Here is a 17,867-nt window from a genome sequence, read left to right as displayed (position 1 = left end):
GGAGAGCGGGGGCCGGCGCCGCGGCACCGACCCCCGCTCCCGCTCCTCTTAGGCGCGGCGCCGCTTGCCTCGGAGCGCCATCAGGAGCGCACCGAATCCGGCGATCAGCGCCGCCACCCCGCCGAGCACCGCGGGGGCGGCGTCGAACCCGGTGGAGGCCATCGCACCCGATCGGTACGTGTACGCCTTCGCGAGCGTCGCCGTGCCGCAGTCGGCGCTGCCGACCACGGTGACGTCGACGACGCCGGTCCCGGCCGGGGCGACGGCGAGGATCGTGCGATCGTCGACCACCCGGAACGAGCTCGCGTTCTTGGAGCCGAACTTCACGGCGGTCGCGCCGGTGAAGCACTGCCCGCTGATCGTCACCTCGGTGCCGCCGGTCGACGGACCGCTCGGCGGCGTCACCGTGTCGATGCCCGCCGGCGTGTAGGTGTACGTCAGCGGCTCGCTCGTGCCCCCGGCCGCGGTGACGGTCACCTCGACGGGACCGACCGCGTGCGGCGGGGTCACGAAGTCGACCCGGCTGTCGCTCACCTGGGTGAACGGCACCGACTCGCCGTCGAGCAGCAGCTCCGTCGCGCCGCCGAGCCCGGTGCCCGTCACCTGCACGGCCGTGCCGCCGCTCGCCGGGCCGCGGTCCGGCATGAGCGCGAGGGCGTTCACCGGCGGCAGGTAGCTGTAGCCGTCGGGCAGGGTGCCGGTGCCGCAGTCCCCGATGCCGAGAACGGTCACGTCGACGACGCCGGTGCCGGCGGGCACCACGGCCGTGATCTCGGTGTCGCTCACCACGGTGAAGCTCGTGGCCGAGGTCCCGCCGAACTGCACGTCCGTCGCACCGGTGAAGCAGGAGCCGGTGATCGTCACCTCGGTGCCGCCGGCCTCCGGCCCGCTCGGCGGATCGACCTCGTCGACCGTCGTGACCGGGTTGTACGTGAACGGCAGCGACTCGGAGCCGAGCGGGTTGGTCACCTCGACCTCCACCAGGCCGGGGGCGTGCGGCGGGGTGACGAACGTCACCGTGCCGTCGTCCTCGATCGTGAACGGCACCGATTCCCCGTCGACCGTGACCCCGGTCGTGGAGTCGAGGCCTGCGCCCGAGATCGTCACCGTGGTCCCGCCGGTCTCCGGCCCGTGGTCGGGGCTGAGCGAAGCGAGCCCGAGCGGCGGGATGAAGGTGAACGTCATCGGCTCGCTCTCACCCCCGGCCGTCGTGATCGTGACGTCGGCGGGGCCGGCCGCGTGCGCCGCCGTGGTGAAGGTCACCTCGGTGCCGCTCACCTGGGTGAAGGCGACGGATACCCCGTCGACGGCGACCTCCGTCGCGCCAGCCAGGTCGGTGCCCGTGATGGTCACGGGCGTGCCGCCGGTCGTCGGGCCGTGGTCGGGCGCGAGCGAGGCGATCACCGGCGCCGGGACGAAGGTGAACGTCATCGGCGCGCTCTCGCCGCCCGCGGTCGTGATCGTCACGTCCACCGGACCCGCGGCGTGCGCCGCGGTCGTGAACGTCACCTCGGTGCCACTCACCTGAGTGAAGGCGACGGATGCCCCGTCGACCGACACTTCGGTGGCGCCGGCGAGGTCGGTGCCCGTGATCGTCACGAGCGTGCCGCCCGCCGTCGGCCCCTCGTCCGGAGCCAGCGAGGTGATCACCGGCGCCGGGACGAAGGTGAACGTCATCGGCGCGCTCTCGCCGCCCGCGGTCGTGACGGTCACGTCCACCGGGCCGGCGGCGTGCGCCGCCGTGGTGAACGTCACCTGCGTGCCGCTCAGCTGGCTGAAGGCCACCGAGGCGCCGTCGACCGACACCTCGGTGGCGCCGGCGAGGTCGGTGCCCGTGATCGTCACGAGCGTGCCGCCCGCCGTCGGCCCCTCGTCCGGAGCCAGCGAGGTGATCACCGGCGCCGGGACAAAGGTGAAGGGCAGCGCGTTGCTCGGCCCGCCGGTGGTGGTGACGACGACGTTCACAGCTCCGGCCGCGTGCGGATCGGTCGTGAAGCTCACCTCGGTGCCGCTCACCTGCGTGAAGGGCAGCGATGCGCCGTCGACCGTCACCTCCGTCGTGTCCGCGAGGTCCGTGCCCGTGATCGTCACCACCGTGCCGCCCGCCGTCGGCCCCTCGTCGGGGTCGAGCGCGGTGAGCACCGGCGCCGGCACGTAGGTGTATGGCATCGCGTTGCTCGCGCCGCCCGGTGTCGTCACGATCACGTCGACCTGGCCCGCGGCGTGCGCCGGGGTGAGGAAGGTGAGCTGCGTGCCGCTCACCTGGGTGAACGGCACCGAGGCCCCGTCCACCGTGAGCCCCGTCGCACCGGCGAGGTTCGTGCCGTCGACCGTGACGAGCGTGAGCCCCGACGTCGGCCCGGCGGAGGGCGTGAGCGAGGCGATCACGGGCACGTCGTAGTAGGTGAAGGTGAGCGGGTTGCTGACGCCCATCGGCGTCGTCACGACGACCTCGACCGGACCGGCGGCGTGCGGCGGGGTCACGATCGTGATCTCGCTCGACGTGACCCCGGTGAATGCCACCGAGACGCCGTCGACCGTGACTTCACTGGCATCCCCGAGGAAACTGCCGGTGATCGTCACGGGTGTGCCGCCCGCGGTCGGCCCGGCATCCGGGTCCAGCTCAGTGAGGAGCGGCGCGGGCAGGTAGGTGAAAGTGAGCGGGCCGCTGGTCCCGCCCGCGGTGGTGACGGTCACGTCGACCGGGCCGGCCGCGTGCGGCGGCGTCGTGAAGCTCAACTGCGTGCCGCTCACCTGCGTGAAGGGCACCGAGGCGCCGTCGACCGTGACCGCGGTCGCTCCGGCGAGGTCCGTGCCGTCGATCGTGACCGGCGTCCCACCCGAAGCCGGCCCCTCGTCCGGGGTCAGCGTCGTGATCACCGGCGCCGGGACGTAGGTGAACGTCATCGGAGCGCTCGTGCCGCCCGGGGTCGTGATCGTCACGTCCACCGGCCCGGCCGCGTGCGGCGCGGTCGTGAACGTCACCTGCGTGCCACTCACCTGGGTGAAGGCGACGGAGGCCCCGTCCACCGACACCGCGCTGGCATCCCCGAGGTCGGTTCCCGTGATCGTCACGGGCGTGCCGCCGGCGGTCGGACCCTGGTTCGGCGCGAGCGAGGTGATCGTCGGCGCCGGGACGTAGGTGAACGTCATCGGAGCGCTCGTGCCGCCCGGGGTCGTGATCGTCACGTCCACCGGCCCGGCCGCGTGCGGCGCGGTCGTGAACGTCACCTCGGTGCCGCTCACCTGGCTGAAGGCGACGGATGCTCCGTCCACCGACACGTCGGTGGCGCCCCCGAGGTCGGTGCCCGTGATCGTCACGGGCGTGCCGCCGGCCGTGGGACCGGAATCGGGTGCGAGGGAGGTGATCTCCGGTGCCGGGATGAACGTGAACGGCAGCGCATTGCTCGTGCCGCCCGGCGTCGTCACCGTCACGTTCACCGGACCGGGCGCGTGCGCCGCGGTGGTGAACGTCACCTGGGTGCCGCTCACCTGGGTGAACGGCACCGACCCACCGTCCACGGTGACCTGGCTGGCGTCGGCGAGGTCGGTGCCCGTGATCGTCACGAGCGTGCCGCCGCCCTCGGGCCCCTGGTTCGGCGAGAGGGTCGTGATGACCGGCGGCAGCGCCGCGGCGAGCACGGTCGAGGAGGCGAGGTCGAGCTTGGCCAGATCCGTGTTCGCGACGTTGGGCAGCAGGGTGACGCTGAGCGCGCGCACGGTGAAGGAGCCCGGCCCGAGGTCGCCGCCTGATTCGTTCAGCGGGGCTTCGGTGGGTTGCTCGTTGATGCGGATGACCGCGATGTTGGCGAGCAACCCGTCGAGCGCGGGCTCGAGCAGCGTGAGCACCGCGTCGACGACCCCGTTGAGTGCCGTCGTGATCTCGCCGCTCGTGCTGGTGAGCAGCGTCTGGATCGGGGCGACCACGCCGGCGAGGATGGTCGGCACGATCGTGTTCGTCACGGTCGTGAGCACCGAGGCGAGCAGCGTGTTGATGTCGACGCCCGTGCAGATCCCGCCGACCTCGACGCCGAGGCACGTGGGCACGCCCGGCAGCAGCTGCAGCTGGGACAGGTCGGTGGTGGCGGTGCCGTTGAGGAATTGCGTGAGGGTGCCGTTGATGATGATGGGGGCGTTGACGAGTTGGAGTCCGCCGAGGGCGGGGAGGGCGACGACGCTGAGGCCGACGTTGAGCGAGATCTGGGTCGATTCGAGGAGGGCGTCGAGGCCGCCGGTGAGGTGGCCGACGAGTTTGCCGAGGGCTTGGTTCACGCCGTCGGTGATCATCCCGATGACCTCGGGCGTGAGCACTGAAGTGTTGGCGGGGAGCCCGTTGAGGTTGGGTCCGCCGGGGTTGACGAGTTCGGCGAGGTCGACCGAGACGGTGCCGTCGGTGAGGTTCACGCTGATGGCGCCGTCGTCGCTGTAGAGGATCGCGTTGGGTCCGCCGAGGAGCTGGTCCACGAGCTGGCTCAGGTTCGGCGGCGTCACGGCGATGGTCGCGTCGCCGAGGCTGACGTTCGCGACGCCGAGGAGTTGGATGTCGGCGATCGCGTCGACCACGCCCTGCACGGCGCCGCCCGGCCCCGCGAGGGCTTCGACGACGCTGGTGAGCTCGGTGGCCGCCTTGTTCAGGGTCCCCCGGACCTGGGTCGCGAGGCCCGCGACCGCGGGGCTGGAGAGGTTCAGCTTCAGGTCGGTGACGCGGTAGTCGCTGGTGATCCCGGTGCCGCCGTTCTTCGCGGCGCGGGTGGCGAGGGCCCCGACTTCCAGGGAGGCCTCGTCGATGAGCTCGTCGGTGACGGCGGCGACGCCGAGCTGGTCGAGCAGATCGGTGAGGTTCACCGTCGTGTTGCCGAAATCGGCCGGGTCGGCGTCCTCGGACACCGAGATCGTGCCGTCATCGGCGACCGCGCCGGACGCGGCGACCGAGTCCGTCGTGGACGCGGTGCCGGCGTAACTGTTGATCACGCCGATCTCGCCGAGGTTCAACAAACCCGGCCCGGTCCCGTCGGTCAGCAGCGGCACCTGCACCAGCCCGTTCCCGATCAGGTCGACTTGCAGGCCCAGTGCCTGCAGCACCGCGAGATCGAACGGGTCGGCCTCACTGGGCGGACCGCCCGGATCCGAGGCGTAGGCGTAGGCCAGGTCCGCGGCCTGCAGTTGCAGCAGATCCGCCCCCAGGAACTGCCCCAACGCCTGGGACGGATCCCCAGGGGCGGCCTGCGCACTCAGCGCCCCACCACCCCCGACCACGAGCAGGGCCACGGTGCCCGCGGCAAGCCCGCGCACCACCCCCGCCCGCCCAGAACCCGACGAGACAACCCCCCGCCGAACCATCCCGAACCCGGACATACGTGTACGCGGACGCGACATTTTCCCTCCCCCGTGGGCGAAGCCGTTCCCCTCGGCTTCGTCGCCTTCCGACGCAGCGTGTCGATCGCTGCGGTCGATGGCGCACACGCTGCCACAGGAGCTGAGCCGGATTCAAGACTTCGTTGAAAATTCCTCGGCATCCCCCCGAATCGGGGTGAGCATCGCTCATCTCAACGCGCGCGGGCGCCCTCGCGCGCGCGTGTGCGGGCCCCCGCGCGCGCGCCCGGGTGCACCTCCGCGCACCCGCGCGCGAGGCATCCCCCCGGCGACCATCCGGGGGCGGCATGGCCTCCGAAAGGGGGACACCAGTCCGGCTGGCAAAGGAGTACGTTGCCGCGCAAGGGAAACCGTCGCGAATGCGGCACATCGGGGGAAACATGCATCAGGACACTGTTGCGACCGCTCCGGCGGCGGCTCGGGCTGGGGGGCCCGAGCAGCCGCCGGACGGCGCGGACGGGGCGCGGGGGCGCCGGAAGATCATGGCGATACTGGCCGGAGGGCTGGTGCTCGGCGTCGGCGCGGCGATCACGCTCGCCGCCTGGACGGATCGGGAGTTCGCGAGCGGCACCTTCGGCTCCGGGGCGTTCTCGCTCGTCGGAAGTCCCGACGGGACCGCGTTCAGCGAGCACCCGACCGCGCCAGGCGCAGCGCTCACCTTCGCCGTCGGAGCCGACCGGTTGACGCCGAACGCCACGGTGTATCACCTGTTCTCGCTGAAGCTCGGCACCGGTTCGAACTACGGCGCCGACCTCACGCTCACCTCGAGCGGCACGGGGACCATCGCACCGAACGTCAGCTACGGCATCGTCGATGTCGGGGCCGGGACCAGCTGCGACGCCTCGGCGTTCGCCGCCGGCACCTCGGTCGTGCCGAACTCGACACCGGCCACGCTGACGACGCCCGACGAGATCGGCACGCTCGCCTCGCTGTCCGAGCAGCGCAACTACTGCATCGCGGTCACCGCGAGCAGCGCGCTCGGCCAGTCGCAGACGGGATCCATCACGTGGGAGTTCCTCGGCACCTCAGCGGCCCCGATCTCGTAGGCCGATCGTGCCGCGGCACCGCAGCTGGCGCGGGCCGCACGGCGTCGCCCGCCGTCGGCTCCTCGCCATCCTCGCCTCCGGGCTCGTGCTCGGCGTCGGCGCCACCGCCACCCTGGCCGCGTGGAACGACGCCGAGGTGGGCACCGGCAGCTTCAGCGCGAGCGTCTTCGTCTCCGAGGCGAAGGACACCGCGTCGGCGTCGTACGCCCAGACGAGCGACGCGGCCCCGGCCGCACTGACCTTCGCCGTCGCCGGCCTCTCGCCGTCGGCGACCGCGACGGCGGGACTCGACGTCCGCACGACGGCCGCGACGACCGCCGACGGCCAGGCCGTGCTGTCGGCGATCGCCCCCGGCGGGTCCGGCACGCTCACGGCGCAGCTCGACTACAAGGTCGCGGTGCTCGCCGGCACCGGCACGGCGTGCAGCGACTCGTCGATCTACACCGACGCCACGTTCACCGACACGACGGCGGCCGTGCCGGCCGGGAAGTCCGCGGCGATCACCAAGGCCGCGGGCAACGTCGTGCGGTTCTGCTTCCAGGTGCGGATGAAACCGACCGCACCGAGCACGGTCCAGGGGCAGAGCGGCACGCTCAAGTGGACGGTCACGACCAGCTCGAACCAGTGAATCGCAGACCTCGACGGGGGACGGGGGCAGGAATGACGGAGACGACGTGAGCGCCGCGCGGGTCGGGCGCGCGGCGGGCGACGCGGTGCTGTTCCTGCTCGCCGCGGCGGGGGCGGTCTGCATCGCCCTCGTCGTCGCCGCGCTCGCGTTCAACGTCACCATCATGCTCTTCGCGACGGGCTCGATGAGCCCGACCATCCCGGCCGGTTCGGCCGCCCTGGTGCGCGAGATCCCGGCCGCCGAGGTGCGGCTCGGCGACGTCGTCACCGTCGAGCGCGACGGGCGGCTGCCCGTCACGCACCGCGTGGTCGGCATCGAGGCCTCGCCGAACGGCGACGACGAGCACCGGGCGCTCACGTTGCGGGGCGACGCGAATCCCGTCGACGACCCCTCGCCGTACGACGTCGCCACCGTGCGGATCGTGCTGTGGTCGGTGCCGGGTGTCGCTGGCGTCATCACCGCGCTCCAGCAGCCGGTCGTGCTCGGCGGGCTCACGCTCGGACTCACGGCGCTCGTGCTCTGGGCGTTCTGGCCCCGCGGGCCGCGGGCACCCCGGCCGCACGAGCGGCGGCGCGACTCCGACTCCGATGCCGAGCCCGAGGCATCCCCCGCAGGCGCACGGATCGGAACCCTCGGCGCCGTCGCCGCACTCGCGGTCGCGGTCGCCGCAGCGCTCGGCGGCGCGCCCGCGCAGGCGGCGCCGCTCGAGCGGGTGGTGCAGGGCGAGTTCCTGAGGCTCGCGATCGTCGGCGATCCACTCGCCCTCGCGCGGCTCGCGCCCGGGCAATCCGCCACCCTCCTGCTCGGCGCGTCCACAGTCGCGCGCGCTACTGGCACGATCGAGCTCCGGCTCGACGTCGCGGTGCCGGAGCCGACCCCGATCCTCTTGCGCGTCGTCGCCTGCGATGGCGCGCCCGTCGCCGGCAGCTGCGCGTCCGGCCGCGAGCTCGTGCCCGAACAGCGGCTCGACGCCTCGATCAGCGCCCTCGCCCTGGGCGAAGTCCCCGGCCATCCGGGTGGCTGGCTTCGCTTCGACGTGCGGATGCCGGAGCAGGACGCCGTCCCCGGGACACGCGCCGAGTGGCGGGTGCAGGCGGACGGCTTCGGCGAGCTCCTCGCCACCGGGAGCGACGGCGAGCCCCGAGCGACGAGCCCGCGGACCGGGCTGGCGGCGAGCGGCGCCGCGCCCGAGCTCCGGCTGCTGCTCGCGGCGGGCCTCCTCGCCCTCGGGGCGGCGCTCAGTCTCCTCGGCGCGCAGGCGCGTCGACGCCGAAGGCGGCCGTCGTGACCCGGCGCGGACCCGCGCGGTCCCGCGCAGCGGTGGGACTCGCCGCCGTGGTCGTGCTCGGCCTGCTGACGCTCCCCGTTCGGCCGACCGAGGCCGCGTGGAGCGACGCCGAGGCCGGCCTCGGCACCATCTCGGCGGCGACGATCCCGGCACCGACGGCGCTCGCGACCGCCTGCACGGCATCGAACGTGCTCGGCTCCGCGCGCATCTCGATCACCTGGCAGGTGCCCGCCGGCTATGCCGTCGGCGAGGCGGTCTACAAGGCCGGAACGAACCCGTTGCTGCTCGAGGTGGTGCTGCTCGGCAGCGCGCTCACCACGACCGGCCCCAGCGGCGGCTCGTACACGACGACGTACACGGGCGGGCTGCTGAACGCCGCCCTCGGCGGCACCGGCTACCTCTCGGTCTCGATGCAGCGCTCCGGCTGGACCTCGTCGCAGCGGCTCGTCACCGCGAGCCTGCCCGCCCTGATCGGAACGGGCACGTGCACCGTCACGTGAGGGCTCAGCCGTCGCTCGCCGCTGCACGGGCGTTCGCCGCGCGCAGCCCGCCGAAGGCCCGCAGGGAGAGCGGGCTCGACGCCAGCACGAGGTAGAGCGCGGCGCAGCCCGCCATCGTGCCGACCACGCCGAACTGTTCGGCGGCGAGTCCGCCGAGGAACGCGCCGAGCGGCATCGTCGCGGTGACGCCCGCGGTCGTGACGCCGAAGACGCGCGCCCGCATCCCGTCGGGGATCAGGCCGTACATCGCCGTCGCGATCATCGGGTTGATCGCGCCCGCGGCGAAGCCCGAGACGGCGAGCACTGGCAGGAGCACCGGCGCGGGCGCCCCGAGCGCCATCGCGGCGTAGGGCACGGTGCCGGCGAGCATGAAGCACGCGGCGAACAGCACCCGCCCCGACCAGCGGTGGCCGACCGCCGCGAACACCGTCGAACCGAGGAGCGCGCCGCCCGCGAAGCAGCCCACCATGAAGCCGAGCAGCGCCGGGTCGCCGAGCACCTCCGTGGCGTAGAGCGGCTTCAGCACCATCATCCCGGCCGCGTCGATCGCATTCGTCAACGTCACGAGCAGCACGATCGCGCGCAGGAGCGGCGACCGCGCGACGAAGCGCAGACCGGCCACGAATCCGCGGCTGCCGGCGCCGTCGTCGTCGGCGGCCGGCCCCGACTCCCCCGCTCGGCCCGCCGAGCCCGAGCCCGCACCCGCCGAGGCCGCTCGCAGCCCCCGCGGTACGAACAGCAGCACGAGGGCGGCCGAGATCACGAACCCGGCGGCGTCGACGAGCAGCGCCGGCATCGGCCCGAGGAACGCGATGAGCGCACCGGCGGTGGCGGCGCCGAGCATCGTGGCCGTGCGCTGGACGGCGGACTGGATGCCCGCGGCCCGCGCGATCGGCATCCTCGCGAGCGCGGCGAGGTCGGGGGTGAGCGCGGTCTTCGCGGTGTCGCCGGGCGGGTCGAGCAGGCCGCCGAGGAACACGAGCGCCAGCATCACCGCGAACTCGAGGCCGACCGTCGCGTGGAGGATCGGCAGGGCCAGCACGGTGACGGCGCTCGCGAGGTCGGCGACGATGCTCGACGCGCGGTAGCCGAAGCGGTCGACGAGGACGCCGCCGAACGCGCCGCCGATGACGAGCGGTACCGTGGCGAAGACGCCGACGACGCCGGCCGCGAGCGGCGAGCCGGTCTGCTGGAGCGCGATGATCGGGATCGCGACGAGCGCGATCGCGTTGCCGCCGAGCGAGAAGAGCGCCGCCGCGAAGGTCGCGAAGAGCGGCGCGCGCCGCCGCGGCGAGGGCGCGCCGATCACCGCGTCGAGCGCGGCCGGGTCCGGCCCGCTCACGGCTCGCTCCGCACGAAGGTGTGTGTGATGATGCGCACGGCCCGAGTGCCGTCCCGGCGCTCGCGGCCGCGGCGGAACCAGCGGTCACGCACGTCGGCGAGCTCCGCCGAGAGTTCGGCGAGCTCCGGCGCGGTGAGGTGCGCAGCGGCGTCGGCCGACTCGGATGCCTCGACCCAGTCGGTGTCGAGGGCGGGTTCGGCCGCGAGCGCGTCGAGGAGCTCCCGGTGATAGCCGTCGAGCACCTGGCGACGGAACTCGTCGAGCCCGGCCCGCGTCGCCGGGTCGTCGCGGAACGCGAGCGGATTCCAGCTGGTGTAGTCGTGGGCGGCGCGCCACCACCGCTCCCGGCGGTCGCGGGCGAGTTCCGGCGCCTCCTCGACGAAGCCGTGTTTGGCGAGCGTCTGCAGGTGGTAGCTCACCGAGCCCGGCGCCTCGCCGAGGCGCTCGGCCAGCACCCCCACGGTCGCGGGGCCGTCGAGCCGCAGCAGCCCCAGCAGCCGCATGCGCGCGGGGTTCGCGAGCGCCCGCATGCGGCCGAGGTCCTGCAGTTCGATGCGACTCGGCTCGCGGCGCTGGGTCTCGTCGGTCATAGCGCGAGCCTAGTTCCACAAGAAGTGTTGCGCAATAGTCCTTGTGAAACTCCCGACGCGCGTCGTCCCGCGCAGGACCGGCTCACTAGCTGCGCACGGCCGGCCGGGGACCGGCCCGTTCAGCCGATGGCGCCGGACGCGACCACCTCGGCCGTCTGCCTGGCGATCTCGAGTTCCTCGTTCGTCGGCACCACGAGCACCTCGACGCGGGAGTCGTCGCCCGAGATGCGCCGCGCCCCGCGCTCGCCCGCCCGGTTGCGGTCGGGATCGACGATGACGCCGAAGCCCTCGAGCCCGGCGAGGCACCACTCCCGCACGAGTGCCGCATTCTCGCCGACCCCGGCGGTGAACACGATCGCGTCGACCCGGCCGAGCTGGGCCGCGTACGCCCCGACGTAGGAACGGACCCGGTGCGCGTACACCTCGAGCGCGAGCACCGCCGCCTGGTCGCCGCCATCCGCGGCCGCGACGAGATCGCGCATGTCGGCGTGCCCGCCGAGGCCGAGCACACCGCTGCGCTGGTTCAGCAGCTCGTCGACCTCGGCCACCGAGTAGCCGGCGCGCCGCTGCAGGTGCAGCAGTACCGCCGGATCGAGGTCGCCTGAGCGCGTGCCCATGACGAGCCCCTCCAGCGGCGTCATCCCCATGCTCGTCTCGACCGAGCGCCCGCCCGAGACGGCGCAGGCCGAGGCGCCGTTGCCGAGGTGCAGCACGATCGTGCGCAGCTCCTCGAGCGGACGGCCGAGGAACTCGGCGGTCGCCCGCGAGACGAAACGGTGCGAGGTGCCGTGGAAGCCGTAGCGGCGGATGCGGTGCTTCGCCGCCACCTCGCGGTCGATCGCATAGCTGTAGGCGGCCGGCGGCATCGTCTGATGGAACGCGGTGTCGAACACCGCGACGTGCGGCACGTCCGGGAAGGCGCGCTGCGCCGCCTCGATGCCCGCGAGGTTCGCCGGGTTGTGCAGCGGCGCGAGCGAGGACAGCTCGTCGATGTTGATCTTCACGAGCTCGGTGATGACGGTCGGCTCGAAGAAGCGCGCGCCGCCCTGCACCACCCGGTGCCCGATCGCGACCGGAGGAAACTCCTCGAGCGACGGCCCGTGCGCCGCGAAGCCCTCGAGCATCACTTCGAAGGCGGCGAAGTGGTCCGGCACCTCGAACGCGCCGTCCCAGTTCGAGCCGTGGCTCGTGTTCTCCGGTCCCTCGTGCCGGTGCTGGGCGTGCCCGACGCCGGCGCCGATGCGCTCCACGATGCCGCTCGCGAGCGTCTCCGAGCGCGCGACGTCGATGAGCTGGTACTTGAAGGAGGACGAGCCGGAGTTGCAGACGAGCACGACGCTCATCGCACGCCGCCCTCGGCCGCCTGAATCGCCGTGATCGCCACGGTGTTCACGATGTCCTGCACCGTGGCGCCGCGGGAGAGGTCGTTGACCGGCTTGTTGAGCCCCTGCAGCACGGGGCCGATCGCGACGGCCCCCGCCGAGCGCTGCACCGCCTTGTACGTGTTGTTGCCCGTGTTGAGGTCGGGGAACACGAAGACCGTGGCCCGCCCGGCGACCTCCGACTCGGGCAGCTTCGTGCGCGCGACCGCTGCATCCACGGCGGCGTCGTACTGGATGGGGCCCTCCACGGCGAGCGCCGGCTCCCGCAGCCGCACGAGCTCGGTCGCCTTACGCACCTTGTCGACGTCGGCGCCCTCGCCCGAGCCGCCCGTCGAGTACGAGAGCATCGCCACGCGAGGCTCGATGCCGAACTGCTCGGCCGTGCGCGCCGAGGAGATGGCGATGTCGGCGAGCTGGGCCGCCGTCGGGTCGGGCACGATGGCGCAGTCCCCGTAGACGAGCACCCGATCGGCGAGCGCCATCAGGAACACGCTCGACACGATGTCGACGTTCGGCCGGGTCTTCACGATCTCGAAGGACGGCCGGATGGTGTGCGCCGTCGTGTGCGCGGCGCCGGACACCATGCCGTCGGCCATGCCGAGCTCCACCATCATCGTGCCGAAGTAGGAGACGTCCTGCACCCGCTCCCGCGCCTGCTCGAGCGTGACGCCCTTGTGCGCGCGGCGACGCTGGTACTCCTCCGCGAAGCGGGTGACGTACACGAAGTCGTGGTTCGACAGCACCGTCGCTCGCGAGATATCGAGGCCGAGACCGATCGCCCGCGAGCGGATCTCGATCTCCTCGCCGAGGATCGTGAGCTCCGCGACCTCGCGCGCGAGCAGGGTCGCCGCGGCGCGGAGGATGCGGTCGTCGTAGCCCTCGGGGAGCACGATGTGCTTCTTCACGCGACGCGCCCGCTCGAGCAGGCCGTACTCGAACATGAGCGGGGTGACGACGTCGGTGCGGGCGACATCGAGGAGTTCGAGCAGCGCCTCGGCGTCGATGTGCTTCTCGAAGAGCGCGAGCGCGGTGTCGCGCTTGCGCTGCGACTCGGCGGCGAGCCGGCCGCGCGTGCGCGTGATCGCGAGCGCGGTCTCGTAGCTCGACATCGGCGTGCGGATGATCGGCAGGCCGGCCTTCAGCCCCTGCACGAGCCGCTCCACCTGCTCGGGGAGTGGGAAGCCGCCGTTCAGCACGATGCCGGAGATCGACGGGAAGGCCTGGCTCGAGTGCGCGGTGAGCACGCCGAGCAGCACCTCGCTGCGGTCGCCGGGCACGATCACGACCGCGCCCTCGGTCAGCCAGTTGAGCACGTTCTCCATCGACATCGCGGCGATGACGACGCCGAGCGCCTCGCGGTCGAGCAGGTCGGGGTCGCCGACGTAGAGCTCGCCGCCGACCGCCTCCATCACGGTGCGCATCGAGGGGGCGACGAGGTAGCGGTCCTCGGGGATCGCCCAGACCGCGGTCGGCGCCTCGCCGACGACGGATGCCGCAGGCCGGCCGTGCCGGCCGGGGCCGCGCTGCACGGCGGTGCGCACCTCGGCGACGATTGCGTCGAGCGCGGCCGGGTCGGCGCGGTTCACGACGATGCCGAGCAGGCTCGCGTGCTCCCGCTCGAGCTCCTCGACGGCGAGCTCGGCGAGCTGCGCGAGCTCGGGCGCGGTACGCGCCTCGTCGCCCACCGCGTGATCGGCGTGCCCGATGCGGTCGGCGCCCTGGAGCCCCGCGCGACCGCCGAGCACGAGCAGCACCGGCGCGCCGAGATTCGCGGCGATGCGGGCGTTGAAGGCGAGCTCCGTCGGGCTCGCCACGTCGGTGTAGTCGGAGCCGAGGATGACGACGGTGTCGCAGCGCGCCTCGACCGCCTTGAACCGCTGCACGATCGTCGCGAGCGCCCCGTCCGGGTCGGCGTGGACGTCGTCGTAGCCCACCCCGATCGCGTCCTCATAGGCGAGGTCCACGACGCCGTCGTGGCCGAGCAGCAGCTCGAGCACGTAGTCGCGTTCCGCGGTCGAACGCGCGACCGGCCGGAACACGCCGACCCGGGTCGCGCGGTGGATGAGCGTGTCGAGGGTCCCGAGCGCGACGGTGGACTTGCCCGTGTTCCCCTCGGCGGAGCAGATGTAGATGCTGTGCGCCACGAACCCAGCCTATTGCTCGAGCCTGAGAGCGTGCGTTCATCCGGAGCCGTTCGCTCGGGTAGACTGTCCGAGGCTCCTCACGTGGCGCCATCCAGGCCAACTCCCCCAGGGCGGAAACGCAGCAAGGGTAACCGGGCTCTGGCGGGTGCGTGAGGGGTCTTTGGAGGATTCGCCTAGTGGCCTATGGCGCACGCTTGGAAAGCGTGTTGGGTGAAAGCCCTCGGGGGTTCGAATCCCCCATCCTCCGCCAGCACCACCGAACGCCCGCCCGCAACGGCGGGCGTTCGTCGTTGGTGCAAGGTGCAGCCTCGCCGGTCCTTCTCCATAATGTGAAGGCATGGTGCAACACGGAGGCTCCGGCGTGCTCGCGTCGGTGCAGGACGACTTTCCCCGCTGGTACCAGGACGTCCTGGAGAAGGCGCAGCTCGCCGACAACGGACCGGTGCGCGGCACCATGGTCATCCGACCGTACGCCTACGCGATCTGGGAGCGCATGCAGGCCGACGTCGACGCGCGCATCAAGCGCACGGGCGCCGAGAACGTCTCCCTCCCGCTGTTCATCCCGGAGTCCTATCTCCAGCGCGAGGCCGAGCACGTCGAGGGTTTCAGCCCCGAACTCGCCGTCGTCACCCACGCGGGCGGCAAGGAGCTGACGGAGCCCGTCGTCGTCCGCCCCACGAGCGAGACGCTCTTCGGAGCCCTGATGTCGAAGTGGGTCCAGTCGCACCGCGACCTGCCGATGCTGCTGAACCAGTGGGCGAACGTCGTGCGCTGGGAGCTGCGGCCGCGCCTGTTCCTGCGCACGACCGAGTTCCTCTGGCAGGAGGGCCACACCGCACACGCCACCGCGGAGGACGCCGCGGCGTACGCTCGGCGCATCCACCTCGAGGTGTACCGGGACTTCCTGCAGGACACGCTCGCGATTCCGGTGCTCGTCGGCGTGAAGAGTCCCCGCGAGCGGTTCGCGGGCGCGGTCAATACGATGACCTGCGAGGCGATGATGGGCGACGGCAAGGCGCTGCAGATGGCGACCAGCCATGAGCTGGGCCAGAAGTTCGCGCGGGCGTTCGACATCGGGTACACGGATGCCGCGGGCGCCGTCCAGACGTGCTGGACGACCTCGTGGGGCTCGAGCACCCGCATGATGGGCGGCCTGATCATGTCCCACGGCGACCAGGCGGGCCTCCGGGTGCCGCCGCGGATCGCGCCGATCCAGGCGGTCGTCGTCGCGGTGAAGGACGACGAGCGCACCGTGGCGGCCGCGTCCGCGCTCGCGGACGAGCTGACGGATGCAGGTGTCCGGGTCCGGCTCGACGCGCGCAGCACCCCCGGCTTCGGGCGCCGCATCGTCGAGTGGGAGCTCAAGGGCGTGCCGCTCCGGATCGAGCTCGGGCCGCGGGACCTCGACGCGCAGCAGGCCACCGTCGCCCGGCGCGACGCCGAGGGCAAGACGACGCTGCCGCTCGACCGGCTGCGCACGGTGGTCCCGGCGCTGCTCGAGGAGATGCAGGCGAATCTGCTCGCGCAGGCGCGTGAGCGGCTCGCCGGGCGCACCGCCGACGTCGAGACCGTCGCGGAGGCGATCACCGCGGCAGCCACCGGCTTCGCCCGGATCCCCTACGCGGCCCTCGGCGAGACCGGCGAGGACGAGCTGGCGGCGAAGGCCGTCACGGTCCGGTGCCTCCAGACCGCCGACGGCGAGCTGCCGAGCGACGCGGCGCCCGAGGGCCTCGTCGCGATCGTGGGCCGCAGCTATTAGCTCCTAGGCTGGTCGCGATCGAGCGGAGGGCTCCGATGACCGATTCCACCGTCGACGAGGTGCTCGCCGAACTCGCCGAGCTCGAGGATCCGCGCATGCGCGAGGTGAACGCCCGGCACGGCGACGACCACGGCGTGAACCTGACGAAGCTCCGCGGCGTCGCGAAGCGCCTGAAGTCCGACCAGGAGCTCGCGCTCCGGCTCTGGGCGACCGACGACACCGCCGCCCGCCTGGTCGCGATCCTGATCTCGAAGCCGCGCGCGTTCACCCCGGCCGAGCTCGACGAGATGCTGCGGGAGGCCCGGGCTCCGAAGGTGCACGACTGGCTCGTGAACTACGTCGTCAAGAAGGGGCCGCACGCCGAGGAGCTGCGGAAGACGTGGCTCGCCGACCCCGACCCGATCGTGGCGAGCGCCGGCTGGGCGCTCACCTCCGACGCGGTGGCGAAGCGGCCCGAGGTGCTCGACTTCCCCGCCCTCCTCGACACGATCGAGGCGGAGATGAAGGACGCCCCGGACCGCCTGCAGTGGGAGATGAACACCTGCCTCGCCACGATCGGCATCCGTCGCCCCGAACTCCGGGCGCGGGCGCTCGACATCGGCGAACGCCTCGAGGTGCTGAAGGACTACCCCACGCCGCCGAACTGCACCTCGCCGTTCGCGCCGATCTGGATCGGCGAGATGGTGCGCCGCGAGCAGCAGGCGGGCTGAGCGCGGGGCGAGCGGCTCACCCCTCTGCGGCCCCCGCGGCGTAGGCCGCGAGGAACTCCGCGCTCGGCGGGATCGGCTGGATGACGTCGAGCAGCACGCCGTCTGGCGCGGCGACGATGAAGTGCCGCTGCCCGAAGGCCTCGTCCCGCAGGGCGAGCACCGGCTCGAGGCCCCGCTCCCCCACGAGCCGGGCGTGCACGGCGTCCACGTCGTCGACCTCGAGGTTCAGCAGCACCCCGGCAGCGGCCTCGCCGTAGCCCGCGGGGATGGTGTCGTGCCCGCGGTCGAGCACCGCGAGCTCCCAATCGCCGAGTCGGAGGCTCACGTACCAATCGCTCTCGAACGTCGCCTCGAAGCCGAGCTCCTCACGGTAGAAGCGGGCCGTGGCGGCGACGTCGTCGCTCATCAGCACCGGATAGCAACTCGTGACGGTCATCGTGGACTCCTTTACGTACACTGAGAATGTTTGATCCCCAGTTTTACATACATTCTGTACGTAAAGGAAGCCCATGCCTCGCGCCTCCGCTGAAGACGCCGCCCGCACGGCCCGCTCGATCCTCGACACCGCGACGGCGCTGTTCGCCGAGTCCGGCTTCGCCGCGGTCGCACTCGAAGACGTCGCCGCCGCCGCGGGCGTCACCCGCGGCGCCGTCTACCACCACTACGGGAGCAAGCGCGGACTCTTCACCGCGGTGGTCGCGCACCTGCAGGAGCGGGTCGCCTCGGCGGTCGTCGCGGCCGCCGATCAGGCGGGAGCGGATGCCTCGGCGCAGCTGCGCGCAGGGTGCATCGCGTTCCTCGACGCCGTCACGGATGCCTCGGCGGTCCGTACGCTCCTCGTCGATGCGCCCGCCGTGATCGGCTGGGCCGAGTGGCGCCAGCTCGACGCCGAGCACTCCGTCGTGCACCTGCGCGAGGCGCTCGCCGCCGCCGGCGTCACCGGCGCGCTCCTCGAGCCGCTCACCGCGATGCTCTCGGGCGCGATGAACGACGCGGCGCTGTGGCTCGCGGGGCATCCAGGCGATTCCGCAGCCAGAGCGGCGGCCCATCGCAGCCTCGCACTGCTGCTCGACGCGGCGCTCGCGAGCGCGAGCGTGAGCTGACG

General features: G+C 72.7%; 13 protein-coding genes, 1 tRNA gene and 1 other RNA gene. 9 read left to right on the top strand and 6 right to left on the bottom strand.

The features are described from left to right. Positions 1-48 precede the first annotated feature (48 nt). On the bottom strand, positions 49-5,295 hold the full coding sequence (locus tag QSJ60_RS07810; protein WP_285463208.1) for an IPT/TIG domain-containing protein: 5,247 nt from the start codon (positions 5,293-5,295) through the stop codon (positions 49-51). A gap of 560 nt (positions 5,296-5,855) precedes the next feature. On the opposite strand from QSJ60_RS07810, the gene QSJ60_RS07805 reads away from it, so the two are divergent. Genes QSJ60_RS07805 through QSJ60_RS07790 form a run of 4 tightly spaced genes read left to right on the top strand, consistent with a single transcriptional unit; the run spans position 5,856 to position 8,835 of the window. Further along, positions 5,856-6,419: a SipW-dependent-type signal peptide-containing protein gene (locus QSJ60_RS07805; RefSeq protein WP_285463207.1), complete on the top strand. Its 564-nt coding sequence runs from the start codon at positions 5,856-5,858 to the stop codon at positions 6,417-6,419. A 7-nt stretch (positions 6,420-6,426) separates the two neighbouring features. After that, positions 6,427-7,047 (top strand): SipW-dependent-type signal peptide-containing protein, encoded by a 621-nt coding sequence (locus QSJ60_RS07800; RefSeq protein WP_285463206.1) that lies wholly within the window; start codon positions 6,427-6,429, stop codon positions 7,045-7,047. A gap of 46 nt (positions 7,048-7,093) precedes the next feature. Then, entirely contained in the window at positions 7,094-8,335 is a 1,242-nt protein-coding gene (locus QSJ60_RS07795) for a signal peptidase I (protein ID WP_285463205.1), read from the top strand. After that, positions 8,332-8,835 carry a hypothetical protein gene (locus QSJ60_RS07790; protein WP_285463204.1) on the top strand — a complete coding sequence of 168 codons (504 nt, stop codon included), beginning with the start codon at positions 8,332-8,334 and terminating at the stop codon, positions 8,833-8,835. Before QSJ60_RS07795 ends, QSJ60_RS07790 begins: the two co-directional genes overlap by 4 nt. 4 nt (positions 8,836-8,839) lie before the next feature. Here QSJ60_RS07790 and QSJ60_RS07785 read toward each other — a convergent pair whose 3' ends face one another. The 4 genes from QSJ60_RS07785 to pta form a co-directional block, all read right to left on the bottom strand. After that, the gene (locus QSJ60_RS07785; RefSeq protein ID WP_285463203.1) at positions 8,840-10,177 is read right to left on the bottom strand and encodes an MFS transporter; all 1,338 of its coding nucleotides are present in this window, start codon (positions 10,175-10,177) and stop codon (positions 8,840-8,842) included. After that, a complete protein-coding gene (locus QSJ60_RS07780) occupies positions 10,174-10,767 on the bottom strand; it encodes a winged helix-turn-helix domain-containing protein (protein ID WP_285463202.1) in 594 nt (197 codons plus the stop codon). Before QSJ60_RS07780 ends, QSJ60_RS07785 begins: the two co-directional genes overlap by 4 nt. Before the next feature lie 119 nt (positions 10,768-10,886). Next, on the bottom strand, positions 10,887-12,110 hold the full coding sequence (locus tag QSJ60_RS07775; protein ID WP_285463201.1) for an acetate/propionate family kinase: 1,224 nt from the start codon (positions 12,108-12,110) through the stop codon (positions 10,887-10,889). Further along, a complete protein-coding gene (gene pta / locus QSJ60_RS07770; RefSeq protein WP_285463200.1) occupies positions 12,107-14,293 on the bottom strand; it encodes a phosphate acetyltransferase in 2,187 nt (728 codons plus the stop codon). Before pta ends, QSJ60_RS07775 begins: the two co-directional genes overlap by 4 nt. Before the next feature lie 68 nt (positions 14,294-14,361). On the opposite strand from pta, the gene ffs reads away from it, so the two are divergent. The 4 genes from ffs (at position 14,362) to QSJ60_RS07750 (ending at position 16,762) form a co-directional block, all read left to right on the top strand. Beyond that, an RNA gene (gene ffs, locus QSJ60_RS07765) (signal recognition particle sRNA small type) lies at positions 14,362-14,458 on the top strand. Then, positions 14,456-14,543 (top strand) — tRNA-Ser (locus tag QSJ60_RS07760). Before ffs ends, QSJ60_RS07760 begins: the two co-directional genes overlap by 3 nt. Positions 14,544-14,630: 87 nt before the next feature. After that, positions 14,631-16,052: a proline--tRNA ligase gene (gene proS / locus QSJ60_RS07755; RefSeq protein WP_285463199.1), complete on the top strand. Its 1,422-nt coding sequence runs from the start codon at positions 14,631-14,633 to the stop codon at positions 16,050-16,052. Positions 16,053-16,087: 35 nt separating this feature from the next. Next, positions 16,088-16,762: a DNA alkylation repair protein gene (locus QSJ60_RS07750; RefSeq protein WP_285463198.1), complete on the top strand. Its 675-nt coding sequence runs from the start codon at positions 16,088-16,090 to the stop codon at positions 16,760-16,762. A gap of 16 nt (positions 16,763-16,778) precedes the next feature. Here the strand turns inward: QSJ60_RS07750 and QSJ60_RS07745 are convergent, their stop codons facing one another. Continuing rightward, positions 16,779-17,198 (bottom strand): VOC family protein, encoded by a 420-nt coding sequence (locus QSJ60_RS07745; protein WP_285463197.1) that lies wholly within the window; start codon positions 17,196-17,198, stop codon positions 16,779-16,781. 73 nt (positions 17,199-17,271) lie between these two features. Here QSJ60_RS07745 and QSJ60_RS07740 point away from each other — a divergent pair, with 73 nt between their 5' ends. Then, positions 17,272-17,865 carry a TetR/AcrR family transcriptional regulator gene (locus QSJ60_RS07740; RefSeq protein ID WP_285463196.1) on the top strand — a complete coding sequence of 198 codons (594 nt, stop codon included), beginning with the start codon at positions 17,272-17,274 and terminating at the stop codon, positions 17,863-17,865. The last annotated feature ends 2 nt before the right edge of the window (positions 17,866-17,867 follow it).

Origin of the sequence: Agromyces sp. NBRC 114283 (assembly GCF_030268405.1) — a bacterium.
Taxonomy (GTDB): domain Bacteria; phylum Actinomycetota; class Actinomycetes; order Actinomycetales; family Microbacteriaceae; genus Agromyces; species Agromyces mediolanus.
This window is presented reverse-complemented; position numbering and strand designations above follow the sequence as displayed.

Bases quoted from the DNA above. Each gene is read 5' to 3' on its own strand.
- QSJ60_RS07750 (WP_285463198.1), top strand. From the start codon at position 16,088: ATGACCGATTCCACCGTCGACGAGGTGCTCGCCGAACTCGCCGAGCTC.
- QSJ60_RS07775 (WP_285463201.1), bottom strand. From the start codon at position 12,110: ATGAGCGTCGTGCTCGTCTGCAACTCCGGCTCGTCCTCCTTCAAGTAC.
- QSJ60_RS07780 (WP_285463202.1), bottom strand. From the start codon at position 10,767: ATGACCGACGAGACCCAGCGCCGCGAGCCGAGTCGCATCGAACTGCAG.
- QSJ60_RS07740 (WP_285463196.1), top strand. From the start codon at position 17,272: ATGCCTCGCGCCTCCGCTGAAGACGCCGCCCGCACGGCCCGCTCGATC.
- proS (WP_285463199.1), top strand. From the start codon at position 14,631: ATGGTGCAACACGGAGGCTCCGGCGTGCTCGCGTCGGTGCAGGACGAC.
- QSJ60_RS07805 (WP_285463207.1), top strand. From the start codon at position 5,856: ATGGCGATACTGGCCGGAGGGCTGGTGCTCGGCGTCGGCGCGGCGATC.
- QSJ60_RS07745 (WP_285463197.1), bottom strand. From the start codon at position 17,198: ATGACCGTCACGAGTTGCTATCCGGTGCTGATGAGCGACGACGTCGCC.